This is a genomic window from Streptomyces sp. NPDC053367, from assembly GCF_044545925.1.
GTDB lineage: Bacteria > Actinomycetota > Actinomycetes > Streptomycetales > Streptomycetaceae > Streptomyces.
Map to the genome: position 1 here is coordinate 123,130 of NZ_JBITYN010000005.1, position 22,391 is coordinate 145,520.

General features: G+C 71.8%; 16 protein-coding genes. 7 read left to right on the top strand and 9 right to left on the bottom strand.

The features are described from left to right. Positions 1–10: 10 nt before the first annotated feature. Genes ACIGXJ_RS15960 through ACIGXJ_RS15975 form a run of 4 tightly spaced genes read right to left on the bottom strand, consistent with a single transcriptional unit; the run spans position 11 to position 4,443 of the window. Positions 11–655 (bottom strand): GTP-binding protein, encoded by a 645-nt coding sequence (locus ACIGXJ_RS15960; protein WP_399645096.1) that lies wholly within the window; start codon positions 653–655, stop codon positions 11–13. Then, entirely contained in the window at positions 636–1,064 is a 429-nt protein-coding gene (locus ACIGXJ_RS15965; protein WP_399645098.1) for a DUF742 domain-containing protein, read from the bottom strand. Before ACIGXJ_RS15965 ends, ACIGXJ_RS15960 begins: the two co-directional genes overlap by 20 nt. Continuing rightward, the gene (locus tag ACIGXJ_RS15970) at positions 1,061–1,564 is read right to left on the bottom strand and encodes a roadblock/LC7 domain-containing protein (protein ID WP_399645100.1); all 504 of its coding nucleotides are present in this window, start codon (positions 1,562–1,564) and stop codon (positions 1,061–1,063) included. The genes ACIGXJ_RS15965 and ACIGXJ_RS15970 overlap by 4 nt, the downstream gene beginning before the upstream one ends. Beyond that, positions 1,561–4,443, bottom strand: coding sequence for a nitrate- and nitrite sensing domain-containing protein (locus ACIGXJ_RS15975; protein WP_399645102.1), 2,883 nt, complete (start codon positions 4,441–4,443; stop codon positions 1,561–1,563). The genes ACIGXJ_RS15970 and ACIGXJ_RS15975 overlap by 4 nt, the downstream gene beginning before the upstream one ends. 369 nt (positions 4,444–4,812) lie before the next feature. Between ACIGXJ_RS15975 and ACIGXJ_RS15980 the strand changes: the two genes are divergently transcribed. Next, positions 4,813–5,601 carry a protein phosphatase 2C domain-containing protein gene (locus ACIGXJ_RS15980; RefSeq protein WP_399645104.1) on the top strand — a complete coding sequence of 263 codons (789 nt, stop codon included), beginning with the start codon at positions 4,813–4,815 and terminating at the stop codon, positions 5,599–5,601. 18 nt (positions 5,602–5,619) lie between these two features. Here the strand turns inward: ACIGXJ_RS15980 and ACIGXJ_RS15985 are convergent, their stop codons facing one another. Continuing rightward, positions 5,620–6,111 carry a MarR family winged helix-turn-helix transcriptional regulator gene (locus ACIGXJ_RS15985; protein WP_399645106.1) on the bottom strand — a complete coding sequence of 164 codons (492 nt, stop codon included), beginning with the start codon at positions 6,109–6,111 and terminating at the stop codon, positions 5,620–5,622. A 228-nt stretch (positions 6,112–6,339) separates the two neighbouring features. On the opposite strand from ACIGXJ_RS15985, the gene ACIGXJ_RS15990 reads away from it, so the two are divergent. Further along, positions 6,340–7,158 (top strand): lysozyme, encoded by an 819-nt coding sequence (locus tag ACIGXJ_RS15990; RefSeq protein ID WP_399645108.1) that lies wholly within the window; start codon positions 6,340–6,342, stop codon positions 7,156–7,158. Positions 7,159–7,235: 77 nt separating this feature from the next. On the opposite strand, the gene lon is transcribed toward ACIGXJ_RS15990, so the two are convergent. Continuing rightward, on the bottom strand, positions 7,236–9,659 hold the full coding sequence (gene lon, locus ACIGXJ_RS15995) for an endopeptidase La (protein WP_399645110.1): 2,424 nt from the start codon (positions 9,657–9,659) through the stop codon (positions 7,236–7,238). Positions 9,660–9,836: 177 nt separating this feature from the next. Between lon and ACIGXJ_RS16000 the strand changes: the two genes are divergently transcribed. From ACIGXJ_RS16000 to ACIGXJ_RS16020, 5 genes are all read left to right on the top strand, one after another. After that, complete coding sequence (locus tag ACIGXJ_RS16000) at positions 9,837–10,499, top strand: GNAT family N-acetyltransferase (protein WP_399645112.1); 663 nt, start codon at positions 9,837–9,839, stop codon at positions 10,497–10,499. A gap of 388 nt (positions 10,500–10,887) precedes the next feature. Further along, positions 10,888–11,565 (top strand): spermidine synthase, encoded by a 678-nt coding sequence (locus ACIGXJ_RS16005; protein WP_399645114.1) that lies wholly within the window; start codon positions 10,888–10,890, stop codon positions 11,563–11,565. 113 nt (positions 11,566–11,678) lie between these two features. After that, positions 11,679–12,422 (top strand): response regulator transcription factor, encoded by a 744-nt coding sequence (locus tag ACIGXJ_RS16010; RefSeq protein ID WP_399645116.1) that lies wholly within the window; start codon positions 11,679–11,681, stop codon positions 12,420–12,422. Then, complete coding sequence (locus ACIGXJ_RS16015) at positions 12,419–13,528, top strand: ATP-binding protein (RefSeq protein ID WP_399645118.1); 1,110 nt, start codon at positions 12,419–12,421, stop codon at positions 13,526–13,528. Before ACIGXJ_RS16010 ends, ACIGXJ_RS16015 begins: the two co-directional genes overlap by 4 nt. A 292-nt stretch (positions 13,529–13,820) precedes the next feature. After that, positions 13,821–17,621 carry a multifunctional oxoglutarate decarboxylase/oxoglutarate dehydrogenase thiamine pyrophosphate-binding subunit/dihydrolipoyllysine-residue succinyltransferase subunit gene (locus ACIGXJ_RS16020; RefSeq protein WP_399645120.1) on the top strand — a complete coding sequence of 1,267 codons (3,801 nt, stop codon included), beginning with the start codon at positions 13,821–13,823 and terminating at the stop codon, positions 17,619–17,621. Positions 17,622–17,781: 160 nt separating this feature from the next. Here the strand turns inward: ACIGXJ_RS16020 and fxsT are convergent, their stop codons facing one another. The 3 genes from fxsT to ACIGXJ_RS16035 form a co-directional block, all read right to left on the bottom strand. Then, positions 17,782–20,784: an FxSxx-COOH system tetratricopeptide repeat protein gene (gene fxsT, locus ACIGXJ_RS16025; RefSeq protein WP_399645122.1), complete on the bottom strand. Its 3,003-nt coding sequence runs from the start codon at positions 20,782–20,784 to the stop codon at positions 17,782–17,784. Positions 20,785–20,862: 78 nt separating this feature from the next. After that, positions 20,863–22,113 (bottom strand): aKG-HExxH-type peptide beta-hydroxylase, encoded by a 1,251-nt coding sequence (locus ACIGXJ_RS16030; RefSeq protein ID WP_399645124.1) that lies wholly within the window; start codon positions 22,111–22,113, stop codon positions 20,863–20,865. Next, positions 22,110–22,385 carry a hypothetical protein gene (locus ACIGXJ_RS16035; RefSeq protein WP_399645127.1) on the bottom strand — a complete coding sequence of 92 codons (276 nt, stop codon included), beginning with the start codon at positions 22,383–22,385 and terminating at the stop codon, positions 22,110–22,112. The genes ACIGXJ_RS16030 and ACIGXJ_RS16035 overlap by 4 nt, the downstream gene beginning before the upstream one ends. Positions 22,386–22,391: the final 6 nt, after the last annotated feature.

Here is a 22,391-nt window from a genome sequence, read left to right on the forward strand (position 1 = left end):
GGGGTGTCTCCTACTCGGGGGTTTCGTCGAGCGCGTGGCCCACCAGGGCCAGGAGGGTCTCGATCACGGAGATCCGACGACGCGCGTCCATGATCATGACAGGTACGTGCGCGGGGACGGTGAGGGCCTCGCGCACGTCCTCCGGCTCGAACAGCTCGGTGCCGTCGAAGTGGTTGACCGCGACGACGTACGGGATGCCGCAGCTCTCGAAGTAGTCGAGCGCGGGGAAGCAGTCCTTCAGCCGGCGGGTGTCGGCCAGCACGACGGCGCCGATCGCGCCGCGCACCAGGTCGTCCCACATGAACCAGAACCGCTGCTGTCCCGGCGTGCCGAACAGGTAGAGCACCAGGTCGTCGTCGAGCGTGATGCGGCCGAAGTCCATCGCCACGGTCGTGGTGAGCTTGCCCGGCGTGGCCGACAGGTCGTCGGTGTCCTCGCTCGCCTCGGTCATCAGCGCCTCCGTCTGGAGGGGCGTGATCTCCGAGACGGCGCCGACCAGGGTGGTCTTGCCGACACCGAAGCCGCCGGCCACGACTATCTTCGTGGCGATGGGGGCGCGGGTGCGGTCCGTCTGCCAGGCTTTCAGGTTCTCGTCCTCGTCGACGAGAGGGGCGGCGCCCAAGGAGGAGGCGACGTCAGAGACGACGGAGTCCACTCATCACCCTTTCGAGCAGTGCGCGGTCCGGCCGGCCAGTGCCGTGGCCGGTGCCCGTGCCGTACACCCTGATCTTTCCCTGGTCCGCGAGGTCGCTGAGCAGCACCCGGACCACACCGAGCGGCATCTTCAGCAGCGCGGCGATCTCGGCCACCGTGCGCATACGGCGGCACAGTTCGACGATGGCCCGCATCTCCGGCATCACCCGGGTGCTGAGGGAACCTTTCCCCAGCTCCTTGCGCTCCTCGGGCGCCTCCAGCTCGGCCGTGGTGGCGACGAAGGTCTCCACCAGCAGGACGTGGCCGAAGCGGGTGCGGCCGCCGGTGAGCGAGTAGGGGCGTACGCGGGCGGGCTTGCGGTCGCCGCCGCCGCGGACCGGGAGCCGGTTCTTCGGTGCGCCCCCGGTCATCGGGCGCTCCCGGTGGTCTCGGTCTCCAGGGATTTACGCAGCTCGCTGCGGAGTTCCGGGGTCAGGACATGGCCGGCCCGGCCGACGAAGAGCGCCATGTGGTACGCCACCACGCTCATGTCGCAGTCCGCGGAGCCGTGCACACCGAGCAGCGAGCCGTCGCTGATGGACATCACGAACAGGCTGCCCTCGTCCATGGCGACCATGGTGTGCTTGACGCCGCCGAACTCCAGCAGCCGGGCGGCGCCGACGGTGAGGCTGCCGATGCCGGAGACGACGGTGGCCAGGTCGGCGGCGGACCCGCGGGGTCCGGTGGGCCGGCCCTCGGACGCCTGCCGGGCCGCCTCGTTCCGCCCCGGGTCGGAGGACAGGAGCAGCAGGCCGTCCGAGGAGACCACGGCGACCGAGAGGATGCCGGGCACCTCCTCGACCAGATTGGTCAGCAGCCAGTGCAGATTGCGGGCCTCACTGCTCAGTCCGAAGGTACTGGGCGCGGTCAACTGCTTGCCTCCTCGACTGTGCCCCCCGTGGCTTCATCGGCGTGTGCGTGTGCGTGTGCTTCTCGTGCGGATCCTGCGGTCGGTGCCTTGGTCTGTGCGGTGTGCTCGGCGATCTCCGCCTCCACGTCCCGGTAACCGGCCTCCGCCCCCCGGCGGAAGCCGCCCAGCCGGCGCTTCAGGGCCTCGGCGTCGACGGAGGTGCTGCGCCGGCGGGGCGCCTGGGCGGGAGCGGTGATCTTCGGGGTGCGCTTGGGGAGGCCCTTGGCGGTGAGCGGCTCGTCCTCGTCGTCCTGGTCGTCCTGGTCGTCCTGGTCGTCCTGGTCGTCGGGGACCCGGTCGTGCGTGGGCGGCTCCTCCGCGACCGGCGCGGCGGTGTCCGCCACGGCCGGCTCGGCGGGGTCCGCCACGGCCGGCTCGGCGCGGACCTCCACGGCCGGCTCGGCTGTGTCCTCCGCGGCCGGGACCGGGGCAAGCAGCTCCATCGTCGTCTCGGAGAGGGTCTCGGCGGGCGCCTCCGGCTCCGGTGCGGGCTGCGGCTCGGGGGCCGGCTGCGGCTCCTGCCGGGCGCCCGCGGGCTGCGGCTCGGGTGCCGGCTGCGGCTCCGGCCGGCCGTCCGCCTCCGCCTCCCGTACGGCCTTCTCCGCCAGGTCCACCAGCGGGTCGCCGCTCGCCGTGCGGCCGGGCAGGACGTTGGAGTTGGCCTCGGCGTCGGCGCCGGGGAGGGAGAAGGAGAGGGTGCCGCCGGAGGCCGGGGCGGCCGCGGGCGGGGCCGGGTTCTGCGGGGCCGCCGCGAGCAGCGAGGTCGGCAGCACGACGACCGCCGCGACACCGCCCTGCTTCTGCTCGCGCAGCTGCACCCGCACACCGTGCCGGTGGGCGAGGCGGGCGACGACGTAGAGGCCGAGGCCGAGACCGTCCTCGCCCTCCTGGTCGTACGGCGTCTCGGGGTCGAAGTCGGTGAGGCGGGAGTTGAGGCGCTCCAGCCGTTCGGCGGCCATGCCGATGCCCTCGTCCTGGACGGAGAGCATGACCTCGCCGTTCTCCAGGAGCCAGCCGGAGACCTCGACGGGCAGGTCGGGCGGGGAGAACGAGGTGGCGTTCTCCATGAGTTCGGCCAGCAGGTGCGAGAGGTCGTCGGCCGCGAACCCGGCGATGTGCCCGTGCGGCGGCAGGGCGGCGATCCGGACCCGCTCGTAGCGCTCGATCTCGCTGACCGCGGCGCGTACGACGTCGACCAGGGGCACGGGATGCGCGGTCTGCTGGACGTGCTCGGTGCCGGCGAGGACGAGGAGGTTCTCGCTGTGCCGGCGCATGACGGTGGCGAAGTGGTCGAGCTTGAAGAGCGTGGCGAGCCGGTCCGGGTCCTGCTCGCGCTCCTCCAGGCCCTCGATGACGGCGAGTTGCCGCTCGACCAGGCCGAGGGTGCGCAGGGCGAGGTTGACGAAGGTGGAGCCGATGCTGCCGCGCAGCCGCTCCAGGGCGGCGGTCGACTCGTCCAGCTCGGCGCGCAGTTCCTCGCGGGCGTCGGCCATCTTCTGCCGCTGGCCCACCAGATGCTTGCGGTCGGACTCCAGCGTGGCGATGCGCTCGTGCAGGGCGGCGGCGTGCGCGTGCAGGGCGTTGACGGAGCGGACGACCTGCGCGAACTCGTCGTTGCGGCCGGTGAACCGCACCGGTTCCTCCGCGGCCGGGTCGGCCGCCTCGGCCAGCCGCTTGGAGCCGAGGCGCAGCACCGCGAGCGGGCGGGTGAGGGTGCGGGCCATGCCGGTGGCGACGCCGATGGCCAGCAGCATCAGCGCGCCCAGTGCGGCGATCCGGATCTCCAGTGCGGTGACGTCGTCGTCGCGCAGCTGGGCGAGGTCCTTGACGCGCTGGTTGTAGAGGGCCGACTCCACGCCGCGCATGGTCTCGATGCGGGCGGTGAGGGCGGCGTCCAGCTTCTCGGTGCTGGTGCCGAGCTCGTCGTCGGAGAGGGTGGGCTGGTCGGTGAGGGAGGCCAGGTACTTCTCGGCGGAGTTGACCTCGGGGCCGGTGACCGTCGACTCGTAGGAGGTGCGGGCCTTGGCGGTCGCGGTGTCGGAGAAGTCGGTGAGGGCCGCGTCCGCGCGCAGCCGGGCCTGCTGGGCGGCGGCGGTGAGGGCGTCGCGCTGCTTGGGGTCGGAGGAGACGCTGTTCTCGACGTTCTGGCCGGTGACGGGGTCCCAGACGGTCTCGGTGTCGCTCGGCACGCTCAGCGCGGCCAGCAGCAGGCCGCGGGCGGCGGCGGACTGCTGGACGGCGGCGTCCAGTTCGGCGAGGGCGTAGGCGCCGGAGCCGGCCCTGGGGGGCAGCTGCTCGGCGAGGTCCTCGGCGAGACGGTGCAGCTCGGTGATGGCCGCGGAGTACGCCTCGTGCGCTTCGAGAGCGGTGCTCTTGCCGGTGAGCGCCGCTCTGCGCAGGGCCGCGACGGCGTCCAGGTCCTCGCGCAGCGCGGCGGGCGTGTCGGTGTCCGCACGCAGCTCGTCCACCTGCCGGTCGACGCGGGCGCTGCGCTGCTCCGAGGGCGCCTTGTCCTCGGGGCGGCCGGCCGCGACGAAGGAGGTGACCTCGTCACGCTCGTCGGCGAGCGAGTGCGCCAGGGTGAGGGCGTCCCGGGTCTGCTCGGCGAGGGTCACCAGATCCTGGGTGTCCTTCAACTGCCCGGAGGCGGCGAGCACCGAGGGCGCGCCCGCACCGGCGATGGCGGCCGCCACGACGGCACACGCGACGATCAGCCGGTTGCGCACATGGGTGGGCCGCCCCTTGCCGACCGGGGTGCCGGGCTGCTGCTCCGGGCTCCCCTCGGGAGCCGTCTGCCTGCCTGTGCGCCGAGGCCGCATCTTCTGCACCGGTGCTCGCATTCCTGTACTCGTGTACCCATGGGCCCGGGTGACGCTCCGTCAATCACTGCAACTGGTGCGCGCACACCGGGTTACGGCTCCCGACCCTCCCAGTGCCGGTGGGCAGGGGGCGTGCATCACCAGACCCGCCACCCGAAGGAGTGAACATCGGAGGGGAGTTGGCGGGCAAGTTCCCGTGGCCTGTGCGACGGCCTTGTGGGGCGGGCCGGTTGGACGTGGGCGACGGGCTTTGACAGGATTCGCCACCACGCCTTGCCGGAGTGCGGTATTCCATCCCAAACCCGGCGCGTGACCTGCGCCGGTACGCCGATTCCGGGGCGGTTGCCAGCCTTTGGCGAAGGACGTGAAGGGGTCGTGCAGACTGGCCGGATGCGAACCGAAGTCGTCTGCGAGCCCGGCACCCGCACGCGCCCCAACGAGGACTTCGCGAGTGTCGCCGCACCCGCCTGCGGACAGGGCGGTTCCCTTGTCGTGCTGGACGGCGTGACACCTCCGCGGAGCGGGACGGGGTGTCTGCATTCCGTCCCCTGGTACACGGAACGGCTGGGCGGAGCCCTGGCCGAACTGACCGTTTCACTCCTGGATGTCTCCCTCGCCGAATGCCTCTCCCGTGCCCTCGCGCATACCGCCGAGGCCCACGCGGACACATGTGACCTTTCTCACCCGCGCACCCCTCAGGCCACAGTGGTCCTCGCGCGCTGGGACGAGCGGGCGGTGGAGTATCTGGTCCTCTCGGACTCGGCGCTGCTGCTGGAGTCGCCCGACGGCACCGTCACCGCCGTACTGGACGACCGTCTGGGCCGGATCCCGCGGGAGCTGCGGGTCTCCGACGCGGTGCTGGACGCCGCCGCCCGCAACAAGGAGGGCGGGTTCTTCACGGCCGCCGCGGACCCCGCCGTCGCCGGCCGCGCGGTCACCGGCACCGTGGCCCGCTCCCGCGTCCGCGCCCTGGCGGCCCTCACCGACGGGGCTGCCCGCTGGACGGAGAAGTTCCGCGAGGGCGACTGGACGGACCTGTTCACGTACGTACGGAAGGAGGGACCACGGGCGCTGGTCGAGCGCGTACGGGAGCTGGAGCGGGCGGACGCGCGGGAGCGGGTGTTCCTGGGCCGCGGCAAGACGCACGACGACGCGACCGTGGTCTACGTGGAGCTGTGAGCCCGCAGGCCCCGCGGCCTACTTCTCGAAGCCGCGGTTGAGCTGGTGCAGCAGCCGCGCGAGTTCGGCGACCTCGTGGCGGTCCCAGTGGGCGAGCTTGCTGACGTAGCGGGCGCGGCGGGCCTCGCGCACGCGGCCGACGCGGGTGCGGCCCTCCTCGGTGAGGTGGACCAGCCAGGCGCGGCCGTCGGCCGGGTCGGGCTCGCGGGCGATCAGGCCCAGGTCCTCCAGGGCGCGCAGCTGGCGGGACATGGTGGCCTTGCCGACGCCGATGTAGGCGGCCAGGTCGGTGGCGCGCTGCCCGCCGCTCTCGTCGAGCCGGACGAGCAGGCCGTACGCCGAGGACTCCAGGTCGGGATGGACCTCGCGGGCCATCTCGCCCTGGTTGGCGCGGGCCCGCCGCAGAAAGACGGTCAGCTCGCGTTCGAGGGCCAGGAACTCCTGGTCCACACCACTCGGCGCGGCGTCGGATCCGCCCGGCCGCCCGCCACCGTTACCGCGCTCGTGCACGTCAGCACCCCTGCTCCGGTTTCCCGTTCCTGAAAGTTTCCGCCAAAGGCGACCATCGCCGCAGCTCGGTCAGTATTTCGCAGGCGTAGACCAACGGCGGTATCCGGACCCTCTTCCCTCCCGGAGGTCTACGTGCGTAGCTTCATAACCCTGCACATACTGGCATGCCCACGCCATGCCACGCGTTTCCCCCCACCGAGCACCACCGAGTCTCGAAAGGCACGTCATATGCCCGTGCACAGACCCGGAACCACTCGACGCCGGCGCCTCACGCTCGCCGGCACCCTGCTCGCCGCCTTCTCCCTCCTGTGCACCCCACCCTCCTCGGCGGCCGACGTCCCGCCGCGCGGCTCCGCCCACATGGGCATGGGCGTCCTCGCGCACGACGGCCAGAACGGCACACCCGTCCCCGGTGACGCCACCCAGACCGAGGGCGTGGACGTCAGCAGCCACCAGGGCAACGTCGCCTGGACGACGCTGTGGAACAGCGGGGTCAAGTGGGCCTACGTCAAGGCCAGCGAGGGCACGTACTACACCAACCCCTACTTCGGCCAGCAGTACACCGGCTCCTACAACGTCGGCATGATCCGCGGCGCCTACCACTTCGCCACCCCGGACACCACCGGCGGCGCCACCCAGGCCAACTACTTCGTCGACCACGGCGGCGGCTGGTCCCGCGACGGCAGGACCCTTCCGGGCGCCCTCGACATCGAGTGGAACCCCTACGGCGCGGCCTGCTACGGCAAGACCCAGTCCGGCATGGTCACCTGGATCCGCGACTTCCTGAACCAGTACAAGGCCCGCACCGGCCGCGACGCCGTCATCTACACCGCCACCAGCTGGTGGAAGCAGTGCACGGGCAACTACGGCGGCTTCGCCTCCTCCACCCCGCTGTGGATCGCGCGCTACGCCACGGACGTGGGCGAACTGCCGGCGGGCTGGGCCTACTACACGATGTGGCAGTACACCTCCTCGGGCCCGACGGTCGGCGACCACGACAAGTTCAACGGAGCCCTGGACCGCGTCCAGGCGCTGGCGCTCGGCTGAGCTCTCCCGCGGACAGGGCGAAGGCCCGGGCCTCCCTCACGGGACCCGGGCCTTCGCTCTGCTCCCCATGGCGTCCGTCACGCCGCCACGGGAACCTCGGGGGCCGCGGTGCTGGTGGCGGGGGTGAGGGCCAGCTCCAGGACCTGGCGGACGTCGGTGACGGCGTGGACGTCGAGCTTGTCCAGGACCTCGGCCGGGACGTCGTCCAGGTCGGGCTCGTTGCGCTTGGGGATGATCACCGTGGTGACACCTGCGCGGTGGGCGGCGAGCAGCTTCTGCTTCACACCGCCGATGGGCAGCACCCGGCCGGTCAGGGAGACCTCACCGGTCATCGCGACGTCCGTGCGGACCAGGCGGCCGCTCAGCAGCGAGGCCAGGGCCGTCGTCATCGTGATGCCCGCGCTCGGGCCGTCCTTCGGGACCGCGCCCGCCGGGAAGTGGATGTGCACGCCCCGGTCCTTCAGGTCGCCCACGGGCAGTTCCAGCTCGGCGCCGTGGCTGCGCAGGAAGCTCAGCGCGATCTGCGCGCTCTCCTTCATGACGTCACCCAGCTGACCCGTCAGGGTGAGACCCGCCGCGCCCGTCTCCGGGTCGGCCAGCGACGCCTCGACGTACAGGACGTCACCGCCGGCTCCCGTCACCGCCAGGCCCGTCGCCACACCCGGGACGGCCGTACGCCGCTCGGCCGGGTCCTGCGCCGACTCGGGCACGTGGTGCGGCCGCCCGATCAGCGAGCGCAGGTCGTCGGCACCGACGGAGAAGGGCAGCTCCCGCTCACCCAGTTCGTGCTGGGCCGCGACCTTGCGCAGCAGCCGCGCGATGGACCGCTCCAGCGTCCGCACGCCAGCCTCACGGGTGTACTCCCCGGCCAGCTTGCGCAGCGCGCTCTCCTCCAGGATCACCTCGTCCTTGTCCAGGCCGGCCCGCTCCAGCTGGCGCGGCAGCAGGTGGTCCCGGGCGATGACGACCTTCTCGTCCTCGGTGTAGCCGTCGAGGCGGACCAGCTCCATACGGTCCAGCAGCGCCTCGGGGATGGCCTCCAGGACGTTGGCGGTGGCCAGGAAGACGACGTCCGACAGGTCGAGCTCGACCTCCAGGTAGTGGTCCCGGAAGGTGTGGTTCTGCGCCGGGTCCAGCACCTCCAGCAGGGCCGCCGCCGGGTCGCCCCGGAAGTCGGAGCCCACCTTGTCGATCTCGTCGAGCAGCACGACCGGGTTCATGGACCCGGCCTCCTTGATGGCCCGCACGATCCGTCCGGGCAGGGCGCCCACGTACGTCCGCCGGTGCCCACGGATCTCGGCCTCGTCCCGTACACCGCCCAGCGCGACCCGCACGAACTTCCGCCCCATCGCGTGCGCGACGGACTCACCGAGCGAGGTCTTGCCGACGCCGGGCGGACCCACCAGAGCCAGCACGGCGCCGCCCCGGCGCCCGCCGACGACACCCAGCCCGCGGTCGGTGCGCCGCTTGCGCACGGCCAGGTACTCGGTGATGCGCTCCTTGACGTCCTCCAGGCCGGCGTGCTCGGCGTCGAGCAGGGCCTTGGCGCCCTGGATGTCGTAGGCGTCCTCGGTGCGCTCGTTCCACGGCAGCTCCAGCACCGTGTCCAGCCAGGTCCGGATCCACGAGCCCTCGGGCGACTGGTCGGACGCCCGCTCCAGCTTGTCGACCTCCTTGAGAGCGGCCTCGCGGACCTTCTCGGGCAGGTCGGCGGCCTCGACACGGGCGCGGTAGTCGTCGGACTCCTCGCCCTCCTTCTCGCCGTTGAGCTCGCGCAGCTCCTTGCGCACGGCCTCCAGCTGCCGCCGCAGCAGGAACTCGCGCTGCTGCTTGTCGACGCCCTCCTGGACGTCCTTGGCGATGGTCTCGGCGACGTCCTGCTCGGCGAGGTGGTCGCGCAGCTGCTGGGTGGCGAGCTTCAGACGGGCGACCGGGTCGGTGGTCTCCAGCAGCTCGACCTTCTGCTCGGTCGTCAGGAACGGTGAGTAACCGGAGTTGTCGGCGAGCGCGGACACGTCGTCGATCGCCTGCACCCGGTCCACCACCTGCCAGGCGCCGCGCTTCTTCAGCCAGGTCGTGGCGAGGGCCTTGTACTCCTTCACCAGCTCGGCGACAGCGCCGGGCAGCGGCTCGGGCACCTTCTCGTCGATCCGGGTGCCCTCGACCCACAACGCACGTCCAGGACCGGTGGTCCCCGCGCCGATCTTCACGCGACCACGCCCGCGGATCAGGGCGCCGGGGTCGCCGTCGGCCAGCCGGCCGACCTGTTCCACGGTGCCCAGCACACCCGTGCCGGCGTACGTCCCGTCGATGCGCGGCACCAGGAGCACCCTGGGCTTGCCGGGCTCCGTGCGGGCGGCGGCCTGGGCGGCCTCCACCGCGGCCCGTACGTCCGTGTCGTTGAGGTCCAGCGGAACCACCATCCCGGGCAGCACGACCTCGTCGTCGAGCGGCAGCACAGGCAGGGCCAGCGGTGTGAACGCCGTGGACTCAGCAGCCATGATCTCCCCTTCGGCAGTCAAGTTGAGCTATGCCGACTCAATGCATGTGAGCCCCCGGATGTTCCCGGCCCGTTGTTCGCTCTGAGCGATCACACCTGTCACAGCGGGCAAGCCACCCCATACCGTACGCGGAGTAATACCCACACGCACCAGTGACCTATTACAGCAGGGGCGGACATGAACGAGCTCGTACGGGCCTGGATCGACGGCTGGGTCATCTCGCGCGGGGCGGCGGCGCCGCACGAGGAGCCGTGGGGCTGGACGATCGACTCGGGCCAGATGAAAGAGGTCACCCGGCATGTCCTCGGCACCCTCGGCGACGACGTCGAGGAGACGGTCGTGCGCGAGGTGGCCGACTCGGTGACCGGCGAGGGCGTCTGGCTGAAGGTCTTCCGCGACCCGGCCGAGGTCACGGGGTGGCTGCGGGGCAGCTGGTGGACCGACCCCGAGACCGGCTACCTGATGTCGCTCCCCCTCACCTCCACGCCCGCCCCCGACGCGCCCTCGGGCCACCGGCTCACCTCCTGGACGAGGGCCGGGGTGACACGGGTGATGCTCACGGCGTGGGACGGCTCCCTGGCGGCGCGGGGCCAGATCGCGGTGACCGGCCCCACGGCCGTGGCCGACCAGATCGAAACGGCCCCGCACCATCGGCGCAGGGGGCTGGGTTCCGTGGTGATGCGAACCCTCCACCACGCGGCCGCGCGGCAGGGCGCCCACACGGCCGTCCTGGCCGGTACGCCCGCGGGGCGGGCCCTGTACGAGTCCCTCGGCTGGCGCGTGGAGGCGCCTCTGACCAGTGCGAGGTATCTGGGCCGAGAGCCGGGGTCGCCGACCTGAGCCGCCACCCCCTCATGGCCTGTCGCGCGGTTCCCCGCGCCCCTGAAAGACCGCCGTCCCGGAGGGGTGCCTCCCGCCGTACGCGGGTGCGGGCCGTGCGTGGTTGGTCGCGCAGTTCCCCGCGCCCCTCAAAGGCCGCCCACCCGGCCGGGTTCGTAGCCCCATGCGCGGGTGCGGGCCGTGCGTGGTTGGTCGCGCAGTTCCCCGCGCCCCTGGGGGGCTGCCGTCAGGTGCGTACAAGGGGAAGCGCCCCCCGGGCCCGGCCCCGGCCCACCCGCCGGAGCCGGTGCGCTACCGGCAACCGACCACCCGGCCCGCGCAGGCCGCCGCAGGCGTCCCGCGGTCGAAAAGCCCCGACGCCCTGTCAGAAAGGTGCCAGGATGGCCTGATGCCCACCTCCTACGACATCCCCGAAGTCCTGGACCGTCGCGAGGGCCCGTACGGCGAGGTGGTCCTGCGCCGGCACGGGAATTTGCTGCAGATCATCGCCAACGGCTGCTTCCTGATGGACACCTCCGACGGCCGCTCGGAGCGGCTGCTCGTCGACGCCGCGCTGGAAGCCCTCGACGGCAGACCCCGGCCTCACCTGCTGATCGGCGGCCTGGGCGTCGGCTTCTCGCTCGCACACGCCGCAGCGAACCCCCGCTGGGGACGGATCACCGTCGTCGAGCGGGAACACGCCGTCATCGACTGGCATCGCGACGGCCCCCTCGCGGAACTGTCCCGAGAGGCACTGCGAGATGCGCGTACCCAGATTCTCGAAGCTGATCTCGTCTCACACGTCAATGAGACATACGCCACTTACGACGCCCTGTGCCTCGACATCGACAACGGCCCCGACTGGACCGTCTCGGAGGACAACGACGGCCTCTACTCCCCCGCCGGACTGGCAGGCTGCGCAAGGGCGTTGAAGCCCGGAGGAGTGCTCGCGGTGTGGTCCGCGCAACCCTCCCCCACCTTCGAAGAAACCTTGTGGAATGCCGGATTCCAACGTGTGCGTACCGAAGAGATCCCCGTTGCCCGGGGCGTTCCGGACGTCGTGCACCTCGGCGTCCGACCTGAATAGCAAAGCCGTGGTGACTCCCCGTACGCTGCTGCCCTGACGCCGATCATTCAAGCGTCAATCGCAGACATGGGATCACCCCACGGATTCCGGTAAGCACACTTCAGGGGCGGGCGATGGAGCAGACACACACCTCCCACAACAACGGCACGGCGACGACCGCACCGGGCTCGCAGCGACGGGTGCTGGTGGTGGAGGACGACGCCACGATCGTCGACGCCATCGCGGCCCGCCTGCGCGCCGAGGGATTTCTGGTGCAAACCGCGGGCGACGGACCCTCCGCGGTCGACACGGCCGAGGCCTGGCAGCCGGACCTGCTGATCCTCGACATCATGCTGCCCGGCTTCGACGGCCTGGAGGTCTGCCGCCGTGTGCAGGCCCAGCGCCCGGTACCGGTCCTGATGCTCACCGCGCGTGACGACGAGACGGACATGCTGGTCGGGCTCGGCGTCGGCGCGGACGACTACATGACCAAGCCGTTCTCGATGCGCGAGCTGGCGGCGCGCGTGCACGTCCTGCTGCGCAGGGTGGAGCGCGCGGCGCTGGCGGCGGCGACGCCACGCAGCGGCATCCTCCGCCTCGGCGAGCTGGAGATCGACCACGCGCAGCGCAGGGTCCGCGTGCGCAGCGAGGACGTCCACCTCACCCCCACCGAGTTCGACCTGCTGGTCTGCCTGGCGAACACGCCGCGCGCGGTGCTCTCGCGCGAGCAGCTCCTCGCGGAGGTGTGGGACTGGGCGGACGCCTCGGGCACCCGGACGGTCGACAGCCACATCAAGGCGCTGCGCCGGAAGATCGGCGCGGAGCGGATCCGTACGGTGCACGGCGTGGGCTACGCGCTGGAGACGCCGACGCCATGAGCGACGGGCGGAGAGCCGCACGGAGGAGCCCCGGGGAGCCCTGGGGCGGCGTACGCCCGTTCTCGATCAAGACCAAGCTGGGCGCGCTGGTCGTCATCTCCGTGCTGATCACCACCGGCCTGTCGGTGATCGCGGTGCACACGAAGACGGAGCTGCGGTTCATCACCGTCTTCTCGATGATCGCCACGCTGCTGATCACCCAGTTCGTGGCGCACTCGCTGACCTCGCCGCTGGACGAGATGAACCTGGTGGCGCGCTCGATCTCGTACGGCGACTACACCCGCCGGGTGCGGGAGAACCGCCGGGACGAGCTGGGCGACCTGGCCCAGACGATCAACGTCATGGCCGACGAGCTGGAGGCCCAGGACCGGCAGCGCAAGGAGCTGGTGGCGAACGTCTCGCACGAGCTGCGGACGCCCATCGCGGGCCTCAGGGCGGTGCTGGAGAACATCGTGGACGGGGTCACCGAGGCCGACCCCGAGACGATGCGGACGGCCCTGAAGCAGACCGAGCGCCTCGGCCGGCTGGTGGAGACCCTGCTGGACCTCTCCCGCCTCGACAACGGCGTCGTACCGCTCAGGACCCGCCGCTTCGAGGTGTGGCCGTATCTGTCCGGCGTGCTGAAGGAGGCCAACATGGTCGCCTCGGCGCGCGCGGGGATCGCCTCCGGCTCGGGCAGCCACACGCGCGCGGACGTGCATCTGGCGCTGGACGTGTCGCCGCCGGAGCTGACCGCGCACGCGGATCCCGAGCGCATCCACCAGGTCGTGGCGAATCTCATCGACAACGCGGTCAAGCACAGCCCGCCGCACGGCCGGGTCACGGTCAAGGCGCGGCGCGGGCCGCTTCCGGAGTCGCTGGTGCTGGAGGTCCTGGACGAGGGGCCCGGTATCCCGCGCTCGGAGTGGCACAAGGTCTTCGAGCGGTTCAACCGTGGCGCGGTGACCCGGCCGCACGGTCCGGGCAGCGACGGCGGCACCGGACTGGGTCTGGCGATCGCCCGCTGGGCGGTGGATCTGCACGGCGGCCGGATAGGAGTGGCCGAATCCGAGCGGGGCTGCAGGATTCTTGTCACCCTGCCGGGGACCCCTCGGCCGGCAAGTTGACGTAGGGTTCGAACCGGAGTCCCAAGATCCACGGGCGTCCGCGCGGGCGGACACGTGTGATCAGGCACAGGTCCCCGCCGATCAGGCGCCGGACCTGCATCGACGCACCCTTTTCGCAGCCTCACAGAAGCGGAACCCCGCTTGTTTCCCGCCATTTACGGGCCCGAAACACCGCTTGCAATGTGACTTACGCGACGATGAACGGGCCCGACCTGACCTTCGCGGTCTTGGAGGCGTAGCCTTTATTTCCGCTGTCCATCACCTTGTGAAGCGGAAGAGGGCGGTTGCCGCCGTGTCGCCACAGTCCCCCAGTAACTCATCGAGCATCTCCACCGACGCCGACCAAGCGGGAAAGAACCCCGCTGCCGCGTTCGGCGCCAATGAGTGGCTCGTCGACGAGATCTATCAGCAGTACCTCCAGGACCCGAATTCGGTAGACCGTGCCTGGTGGGACTTCTTCGCCGACTACAAGCCGGGGGCCGCCGCGTCCCAGGCCGCGTCGGGTACCACCACCACGGCTCAGGCCCCGGCCCCGGCCGCGCCCGCGGCGGCTCCCGCACAGGCCGCCGCGCCCGCGCCCGCCGCCCCGGCGCCCGCGGCTCCGGCCCCGGCTCCGGCCCCCGCCGCGCAGGCCCCGGCCGCCGCGGCCCCGGCGAAGCCCGCCGCCGCACCGGCCCCGAAGCCGGCCGCCGCCGCCAAGGCCGCCCCGGCGACCGAGGCCCCGGCCGGTCCGGAGTTCGTGACGCTGCGCGGCCCCGCCGGCGCCGTGGCGAAGAACATGGACGCCTCGCTGGAGATGCCGACCGCCACCTCGGTGCGCGCCGTCCCGGTGAAGCTGCTGTTCGACAACCGCATCGTCATCAACAACCACCTCAAGCGGGCCCGCGGCGGGAAGATCTCCTTCACGCACATCATCGGCTACGCGATGGTGCAGGCGATCAAGGCGATGCCGTCGATGAACTGGTCGTACCAGGTCAAGGACGGCAAGCCGACGCTGGTCAAGCCGGAGCACGTCAACCTCGGCCTGGCCATCGACCTGGTGAAGCCCAACGGCGACCGCCAGCTCGTCGTGGCCGCCATCAAGAAGGCCGAGACGCTGAACTTCTTCGAGTTCTGGCAGGCCTACGAGGACATCGTCCGTCGCGCCCGCGACAACAAGCTGACGATGGACGACTTCACCGGTGTCACGGTCTCCCTGACCAACCCCGGCGGCCTCGGCACGGTCCACTCCGTGCCGCGTCTGATGCCCGGCCAGTCGGTGATCATGGGCGTGGGCTCCATGGACTACCCGGCGGAGTTCCAGGGCACCTCCCAGGACACCCTGAACAAGCTCGGCATCTCGAAGGTCATGACGCTCACGTCGACCTACGACCACCGGGTCATCCAGGGCGCCGCGTCCGGCGAGTTCCTGCGCGTCGTCGCCAACCTGCTGCTCGGCGAGAACAGCTTCTACGACGACATCTTCGAGGCGCTGCGGATCCCCTACGAGCCGGTCCGCTGGCTGAAGGACATCGACGCGTCGCACGACGACGACGTCACCAAGGCCGCCCGCGTCTTCGAGCTGATCCACTCCTACCGGGTCCGCGGCCACGTCATGGCCGACACCGACCCGCTGGAGTACCGCCAGCGCAAGCACCCCGACCTGGACATCACCGAGCACGGCCTCACCCTGTGGGACCTGGAGCGCGAGTTCGCGGTCGGCGGCTTCTCCGGCAAGTCGATGATGAAGCTGCGCGACATCCTCGGCGTGCTGCGCGACTCGTACTGCCGCACCACCGGCATCGAGTTCATGCACATCCAGGACCCCAAGCAGCGCAAGTGGATCCAGGACCGTGTCGAGCGCCCGCACGCCAAGCCGGAGCGCGAGGAGCAGCTGCGCATCCTGCGCCGCCTGAACGCCGCCGAGGCGTTCGAGACCTTCCTGCAGACGAAGTACGTCGGCCAGAAGCGCTTCTCCCTGGAGGGCGGCGAGTCCGTCATCCCGCTGCTCGACGCGGTGCTGGACTCGGCCGCCGAGTCGCGCCTGGACGAGGTCGTCATCGGCATGGCCCACCGCGGCCGCCTGAACGTGCTCGCGAACATCGTCGGCAAGTCGTACGCCCAGATCTTCCGCGAGTTCGAGGGCAACCTCGACCCGAAGTCGATGCACGGCTCCGGCGACGTGAAGTACCACCTGGGCGCCGAAGGCACCTTCACGGGCCTGGACGGCGAGCAGATCAAGGTCTCCCTGGTCGCGAACCCCTCGCACCTGGAGGCGGTGGACCCGGTCCTGGAGGGCGTCGCGCGCGCCAAGCAGGACATCATCAACAAGGGCGGCACGGACTTCACCGTCCTGCCGGTGGCCCTGCACGGCGACGCGGCCTTCGCGGGCCAGGGCGTGGTGGCCGAGACCCTGAACATGTCGCAGCTGCGCGGCTACCGCACCGGCGGCACGGTCCACATCGTCATCAACAACCAGGTCGGCTTCACCGCGGCCCCGGAGTCCTCGCGCTCGTCGATGTACGCGACGGACGTGGCCCGCATGATCGAGGCCCCGATCTTCCACGTGAACGGCGACGACCCCGAGGCCGTCGTGCGCGTGGCGCGACTCGCCTTCGAGTTCCGCCAGGCGTTCAACAAGGACGTGGTGATCGACCTCATCTGCTACCGCCGCCGCGGTCACAACGAGTCGGACAACCCGGCCTTCACCCAGCCGCTGATGTACGACCTGATCGACAAGAAGCGCTCGGTGCGCAAGCTGTACACCGAGTCCCTCATCGGTCGCGGCGACATCACCCTGGAAGAGGCCGAGCAGGCGCTGCAGGACTACCAGGGCCAGCTGGAGAAGGTCTTCACCGAGGTCCGCGAGGCCACCTCGCAGCCGTCCGCGGTGGAGGTCCCCGACGCGCAGCCCGAGTTCCCCGTCGCCGTGAACACCGCGGTGACCGCGGAGGTCGTCAAGCGGATCGCCGAGTCCCAGGTCAACGTCCCGGACCACATCACCGTCCACCCGCGTCTGCTGCCGCAGCTGCAGCGCCGTGCGGCGATGGTCGAGGACGGCACCATCGACTGGGGCATGGGCGAGACCCTCGCCTTCGGCTCGCTGCTGCTGGAGGGCGTGCCGGTCCGCCTGGCGGGCCAGGACTCGCAGCGCGGCACCTTCGGCCAGCGCCACGCGGTCATCATCGACCGCAGCACCGGCGAGGAGTACACGCCGCTGCAGTACCTGTCCGAGGACCAGGCGCGGCTGAACGTCTACAACTCCCTGCTGTCCGAGTACGCGGCCATGGGCTTCGAGTACGGCTACTCGCTGGCCCGCCCGGACGCGCTCGTGCTGTGGGAGGCGCAGTTCGGTGACTTCGTCAACGGCGCGCAGACGGTCGTGGACGAGTTCATCTCCTCGGCGGAGCAGAAGTGGAACCAGACCTCCGGTGTGGTCCTGCTCCTCCCGCACGGCTACGAGGGCCAGGGCCCGGACCACTCGTCCGCCCGCCCGGAGCGCTTCCTCCAGCTGTGCGCGCAGAACAACATGACGGTCGCCATGCCGACGTCGCCGGCGAACTACTTCCACCTCCTGCGGTGGCAGGTGCACAACCCGCACCACAAGCCGCTGGTCGTCTTCACCCCGAAGTCGATGCTGCGTCTGAAGGCCGCCGCGTCGAAGGCGGAGGAGTTCACCACGGGCCAGTTCCGCCCGGTCATCGGCGACGCGTCCGTCGACCCGGCGGCCGTCCGCAAGGTCGTCTTCTGCGCGGGCAAGGTCTACTACGACCTGGAGGCCGAGCGGGTCAAGCGCGGTATCACGGACACGGCGATCATCCGCATCGAGCGGCTGTACCCGCTGCCGGGCGCCGAGCTCCAGGCGGAGATCGCCAAGTACCCGAACGCCGAGAAGTACCTGTGGGCGCAGGAGGAGCCGGCGAACCAGGGTGCCTGGCCGTTCATCGCGCTCAACCTGATCGACCACCTGGACCTGGCGGTCGGCGCGGACGTCCCGCACGGTGAGCGGCTGCGGCGGATCTCGCGTCCGCACGGCTCTTCTCCGGCGGTGGGTTCCGCCAAGCGGCACCAGGCGGAGCAGGAGCAGCTCGTCCGCGAGGTGTTCGAGGCGTAGGCCTCCGGCGGTTCGGCCGCCGTGACGTGGCAGGGCCCGGCAGCGAGGATCTCGTCCTCGGTGCCGGGCCCTTCGCCTGTCCATGACGGTTGCCGGGATCGTTCGCGGCCGCGGGTCGTCCGTGGCTCGTCGCGCCGTTCCCCGCGCCCCTTTCCGGCGCTCACCCCAGGTAGGGTTCGAAGTCCCAGTACGGGCGGGTTCGTTGGCGGGCCGAGATGGTGTGGGGGTGCTGGGCGCCCAGGGTGCGGGTGAGGGAGAGGAGGCCGGCCTCCTCCAGCTTGCCGGCTTCCTCGTGCTCGCGGGCGGCGCGCAGGTCGGCGGCCAGGGCGACCGTGCAGGACAGGCTGAGCGGGTGGTCCTCGCCGAGGGTGTGGCGGGAGCGGCGCAGGGTGTCGCGGCTAAGCTCGGCCGCGTCGGTGATACGGCCCATGAAGTTGCGCCCGCTGGCCGCGTTGAGGGCGCAGCCCAGGACCCAGGGGTGGTCGGGGCCGAGGGTGGCGGTGAGGCCGGCCAGGGCTGACTCGAACATGGACAGGGCCTCGGCGCGTTCACCGGCGGCCTGCATGACCAGGCCGGTGTTGCTGAGCATGCCGGTGGCGACGGGGTGGGCCGGGCCGAGCAGGGCACGGTAGCCGGCCTCGGCCTCGTCGATGAGGTCGCGGGCGTGGCTGAGGTCGCCGTGCTCGCGCAGGTAGTTGCCGTAGTGGGTGAGGTAGGCCAGCGTGCGGTAGTGCTCGCGGCCGTGGACCTGGGCGAGCTGGTCGACGAGGCTGGCGATCTCCGCGCCCACGTCCTGGGTGGGGCTGCCCTCCCGGCGCCGGCACAGCACGAGCTGGCCGCGCGCCGACAGGGTCTGCGGGTGCTGGGGTCCGAGCACCTGCACATGGAGGCGGACGACCGGCTCCTGGCGGGCCAGTGCCTCGCGGTAGCGGCCGAGCAGGCGCAGGTCGTGGGCGACGGTGCTCGCGGAGTTCAGGGTGCTGATGTGCCGGGCGCGCAGCACGTTCTCCCGGCGTACGAGGGTCTCGACGTCGTTGTCGTAGGCGTCCTGGTAGCGGCCCAGCATGCGCAGGCCGACGCCGAGGTTCTGGCGGGCGATCAGGGTGACGACCTCGTCGGGTCCGAGGAGTCTGGTGTAGCCCTCCAGGACGTGCTGCTGGAGTTCGTGGGCCTCGTCGTAGCGGCCCAGGTTGCGCAGGCTGCTGGCCATGGCGCCCTGGGCGGAGAATTCCGCGAGCTCGTTGGCCGGTTCGGCGGCGCGCAGCCGGGTGTGCAGGCCGCGGTCCAGTTCGTAGGCGTCGCGGAAGCGGCCGCTGGAGCGCAGGAGGTTGCTCTCCTGGGTGGTCAGGTCGAGCATCGGCTGGGCCAGCGGCTCCATGAACCGCGACCAGTGCTCCCGGATCCGCTGGGCCAGGTCGAGGCCGTTGCTGTACTCGCCGCTGCGGTAGCAGTAGCGCAGGCAGTTGAGCACGGTCTCCTGGACGCGCGGCTGGGTGCTCTCCAGCGCGCCGGAGGGCTCCAGGTGGGGCAGCAGTTCCGCGTAGCGGGGCCAGTTGCGGCTGTCCAGCGGGTTGCCGGGGTCGGCCTGGGCGAGCAGGATGCGCACGGCCCTGCGGTGCAGGGCGCGGCTGTCCTCGCTGGTCAGCTTGGAGACGATGTCGTGGACGAGCCGGTGCATGTGCACGGACTCCTGGTGCGGGCCCATCTCGGCGCCGACCGGGCCACGGGTCTCGCGGGTGAGGACGGAGTAGTTGACGAGGGTGTCCAGGGCGCGGGTCCAGGCCGGCAGGTCCGTCGCCATCCAGCGCAGTTCCTCGGGCAGATCGGTCTGCGGGTAGGCGCGGATGAGGCCGATCGGGATGCGCCCGGGCGCGAAGGACGTGCACAGGCCGAGGACGTCGATGGCCTGGGGCTGGGTGTTGCGGAGCTTGTTGAGCAGTATCGACCAGGAGGTCATGGAGGACTGCGGGAAGCCCTCGCCGGTGGCGGGCTCGTCGACGGTGGAGAGCCTGCGCTCGCGCACCATGCGGAGGTACTCCGCCACCTCCATCCGGGACTCGCCGAGCCAGGAGGCGGCCTGCACGAGGGGCAGCGGCACGTCGCCGAACTCGGCGGCGACCTCGTCGGCCTCGTCGGCGGTGATGTGCGGGGCGCGGCGCATCAGGTAGCCGGTGGACTCCGGCCGCAGGAAGGCGGGGATCTCCAGGACGTCGGTGTGCTCGCTCCAGCCGCGGTTGCGGGAGGTGACGATCACATGGCCGGGGCCCTGCGGGAGAAGGGCGTTGATGCCCTCGGTGTCGTCCCAGCCGTCGAAGATGACCAGCCAGCGCCCGTACGGCTCGCCGCGCCGCAGGGCCTCCCGGGCGGCGCGGATGCGTTCGCCGGGCTCGCTGCCGATGCGCAGGCCGAGTTCGACGGCGAGTTCGCCGAGGCGGTCGCGCTGGATGTTGCGGTCGTCGGAGTTGACCCACCACACCACGTCGTAGTCGGTGCTGAAGCGGTGGGCGTACTCGGCGGCGAGCTGGGTCTTGCCGATGCCGGACATGCCGAGCAGGGTGCAGACGGCGGCGCCGCGCTCGGCGTCGGCGAGGCGCTGGTGGAGGTCGGTGAGGAGTTCGTCGCGGCCGGTGAAGCGGGGGTTGCGGCGCGGGATCTCGCCCCAGATCTCGCAGCGGTCCTCGGGGTAGCGCAGCGGGTGGGCGACGGGCCGCGGGGTGCGGCGGCGTTCCAGGCCGAGGCGTCTGAGCAGCCGTTCCTCGGCGGCGTCGGCGTTCAGGCCCCACAGGCTGGCCGGTTCCAGGACCGCGGTGGCGGGCAGCAGGGGCCGGTTGGTGAGGTTGACGGCGGCGAAGCGGTCGGCGTGGGCGGCGACGAAGCCGCGCAGGACGTCGTTCCACTCGCCGGCCGGGCGCGGGCCCAGTTCGAAGAACCAGTCGTCGAGGACGAGGAGGACGGGTCCGGAGGACAGCAGCAGGTCGCCGAGCGAGTCCTCCAGGGGGGTCTCGCGCGGCGGGTCCCAGCGCTGGAGGGCGGGCTGGTGGCCGTGGCGTTCCAGGCACTGGGCGATCCATGCGGCCCAGGAGCGGTGATAGCCGGGGAAGACCACCAGGACGCGTTCGGATGCCGAGCCGCCGTCCCCGCCCGACCGCCGCTGTTCCGTCATCGCATGCTCCCCTGTTCCCACGTGGACCGCACTGTCGCGGCACACGGTAACGCACGGCAATCCCCTGCAAGCGGAGTGTCACGGAACATGTCGGGCCGGTGTGCCGAGGCGCACGTGGTGCCTGCTCATGTTCTGGACGAACTCCCTTCCGGCAAAGGTCAGTTCACCGGATTCACGGAGCGCGTTCAAGGCCTCTTCGACGTCTTTGCGATGTGCCTCGAACTGTTCTTCCGCCCGGTCGCGCCAGCGCGGGTCGGCGGCCGGGTCGCGGCGCACCCGCCACCACAGGTCGGTCAGCGCGAGATGGGCGTAGGCGCCCTGGAGGACGGCCGGCAGGGGGCGCGGGTCGGTGCGCCAGCCGACGTGGTGCACCGCGGTCCCGTCGGGCCGGGTCAGCGGCACGACCTCGTCGAGGGCGGCGAGTTTGCTGTGGTGGGTCTCGTGCACCAGCGACTCGGCGAGTTCCGCGGGATCGTCGGGCAGTTGCACGAGGACGGCGCCGGGCGCCGCCCGGAGTGTGGCGCCGATGAGGGCGCCCGTGCCGGGGGCGGAGGGCGCGAGCGGGACCAGGGCCCGCAGCAGTGCCGTGATCTCCGCGGCCCGCGGCCGGTCGGTGACGCTCAGCAGGGCCAGGGCCTCGCGCCAGCGCCGCCGCCAGGTGCGGCGGGCGGCCGTGGAGCGCTCGGCGGCGCGCAGAGCGCGCGGCCCGATGCCGCGCGCGGGGACGCCGTAGGGGTCGAGGTCGTCGAGGACGGCGGTGCTGCCGGGCAGTGTCTCCAACGGGGACCAGCCGGGTGCGGCGGCCGGCCCGGCGCAGGGGGTCAGCACCACCCCGCCGGCGTCGCCGTCGACACGGAGGCGTCCCGGCGTGCCGCCGACCCGGACCCGGCCCGACGGACAGCGCAGCACTCCGAGGCCGGGCAGCGTCAGGGCGCCAGGCTCGACCGTCAGCGTGCCCTCGGCCGGACAGCCCGCCCGTACGGCGGCGGCGAGCGCCACCCCGCTGAAGTGCGACAGGTGCGCGGCGAGGGCGGAGTCGGGGGCGGCGAGCGCCTCCGCGAGCCAGGCGCCGGTCATCGGGTAGTCCAGGACGGCTCGTACAGCCGGTCCGTCGATGTGCTCGGCGCCCACCAGCAGGGCCCAGTCCCGGTCGAAGCGGCGGCGCACGGCGGACGGCAGCGGATGCCGCTCGACGCGCACGAGCAGGGCTTTGAGCAGCAGCATGCGGCGGGCGTGGACGGCGGAGCGCAGGGCCGTGGTGCACGCCGCCGCGGGCCGGGTGGCGGCGAGTGCCGTCAAGACCTCGGGGGGAACCGGTGTCCCGGTCATCCCCCGCTGTCCTCGCCCGGGCCGGCGTCGGCGAGCAAGGCCGAAAACGTTCGTTCACCCGCCTCCGCCGGGCTCAGCTCGCCCTCCTGCTCGACGTACCAGACGTCCCGCAGCGAGGCCGCGTCCCGCAGCGCCTCGGCGACGGCGGCGGCGAGCGCCGGGTCGTCCAGGGTGCGCAATGTCCGCAGGTCGACGCCGGTGAGGTCGGGCAGGGGCGCGGTCCGCACGGTGTCACCGCCCGAGTCGGCCGCTGTTCTCCGCTGCTCCGCCACCGTCGG

Bases quoted from the DNA above. Each gene is read 5' to 3' on its own strand.
- ACIGXJ_RS15965 (WP_399645098.1), bottom strand. From the start codon at position 1,064: ATGACCGGGGGCGCACCGAAGAACCGGCTCCCGGTCCGCGGCGGCGGC.
- fxsT (WP_399645122.1), bottom strand. From the start codon at position 20,784: ATGACGGAACAGCGGCGGTCGGGCGGGGACGGCGGCTCGGCATCCGAA.
- ACIGXJ_RS16010 (WP_399645116.1), top strand. From the start codon at position 11,679: ATGGAGCAGACACACACCTCCCACAACAACGGCACGGCGACGACCGCA.
- ACIGXJ_RS16015 (WP_399645118.1), top strand. From the start codon at position 12,419: ATGAGCGACGGGCGGAGAGCCGCACGGAGGAGCCCCGGGGAGCCCTGG.
- ACIGXJ_RS16030 (WP_399645124.1), bottom strand. From the start codon at position 22,113: ATGACCGGGACACCGGTTCCCCCCGAGGTCTTGACGGCACTCGCCGCC.
- lon (WP_399645110.1), bottom strand. From the start codon at position 9,659: ATGGCTGCTGAGTCCACGGCGTTCACACCGCTGGCCCTGCCTGTGCTG.
- ACIGXJ_RS15990 (WP_399645108.1), top strand. From the start codon at position 6,340: ATGCCCGTGCACAGACCCGGAACCACTCGACGCCGGCGCCTCACGCTC.
- ACIGXJ_RS15975 (WP_399645102.1), bottom strand. From the start codon at position 4,443: ATGCGAGCACCGGTGCAGAAGATGCGGCCTCGGCGCACAGGCAGGCAG.
- ACIGXJ_RS16005 (WP_399645114.1), top strand. From the start codon at position 10,888: ATGCCCACCTCCTACGACATCCCCGAAGTCCTGGACCGTCGCGAGGGC.
- ACIGXJ_RS16000 (WP_399645112.1), top strand. From the start codon at position 9,837: ATGAACGAGCTCGTACGGGCCTGGATCGACGGCTGGGTCATCTCGCGC.
- ACIGXJ_RS15980 (WP_399645104.1), top strand. From the start codon at position 4,813: ATGCGAACCGAAGTCGTCTGCGAGCCCGGCACCCGCACGCGCCCCAAC.